Raw genomic sequence first — 1,142 nt, 5'->3', positions numbered from 1 at the left:
CTCCACGACATTGAAGAAGGACTCTACCGAAGGATCATCTTGCAGGGTCGCTGAACTCATTCCACATCAGCGTTCACCCTGCTCTTTGGTGTGCTAATCGTTCTATGACACCCTCAGTGCATATCTGTAATGATTTGGCGCTGAATGTCAACTTATTATGGTGAAGAAGGAGAACGACTGCGTATGGAATCAGCGCAGGAAGATTTCGCTCAGGTTGACCTGAGCGTCCGAAACATCGGTGGCAGTGACGAGACAGAAGTTACACTCTCCCCGGGTGTGACCGCTTTTACTGGTCGCAACGCGATGAATCGCATGTCCTTCCTCCAGGCGATTATGACGGCGCTCGGCTGCGACCAAACATCCCTGAAAGGCGATGCCAAAGAGGGGAGGGTCGAACTGACGATTGGCGACGAGACCTACATGCGGTCGCTTGCACGCCGAAGTGGAACGGTTACGATGATCGGTAATTTGTACCTCGACGATCCCGAACTCGCGGGTCTCTTTGCCTTCTTGCTGGAATCAAACAAGGCCCGTCGCGCGATCGCCCGTGGGGACTACCTTCGCGATCTCATCATGCGGCCTGTTGATACGGACGCGAATCAGGCCGAAATCGAGCAGTTTGAAACCGAGAAACGCCAGATCGACGACGAACTCGCCGAACTCGACTCGCTCGAACAGCAACTGCCCGGCCTCGAAGAAGAAAGGACACGACTGGAAACCGAAATCGAGGAGAAACTCGACGAGCTAAGCGATACTCGCTCGCGTCTTGAGGACATCCGATTCAAAATTTCGACCGAGGAATAGAGCATCAAGGTACTCGAAAACGAAGCGACCGAACTCGAGGAACACAAAACTCGGCTTGAAGACCTCCGTGAGACACGAATCGACCTTACAGAGGAGATTGAAGCCCTCGAAGACGAAGTTAAGGAACTTGAAGAAGCGGAATACAGTGAGGTCTTGGATCTCGATAAAGAGGCGAATCAGTTGGTGTTCGAGCTCGGGCGCCTCGAATCCGACCTCGAAAATGTCGCTAGTTGTCCACTCTGGCTCAAGAGACCAGTTGCTGACACGTAGTAGTCAGAATGAGGCGACTGAATCAGTCGCCTGATTCAGCCGCTGTCCGGATTGGTGCGTAATGAGGC

1 protein-coding gene is annotated in these 1,142 nt (G+C 53.1%); it reads left to right on the top strand.

The genetic code is table 11. The annotated features are described in order from the left end of the window. Positions 1–183 precede the first annotated feature (183 nt). Positions 184–804 (top strand): ATP-binding protein, encoded by a 621-nt coding sequence (locus ACR3FF_RS27115; RefSeq protein ID WP_458191199.1) that lies wholly within the window; start codon positions 184–186, stop codon positions 802–804. Positions 805–1,142: the final 338 nt, after the last annotated feature.

This window comes from Haladaptatus ordinarius (assembly GCF_054177595.1).
This window is presented reverse-complemented; position numbering and strand designations above follow the sequence as displayed.

Coding starts and splice junctions, on each gene's coding strand:
- ACR3FF_RS27115 (WP_458191199.1), top strand. CDS start 184: ATGGAATCAGCGCAGGAAGATTTCGCTCAGGTTGACCTGAGCGTCCGA.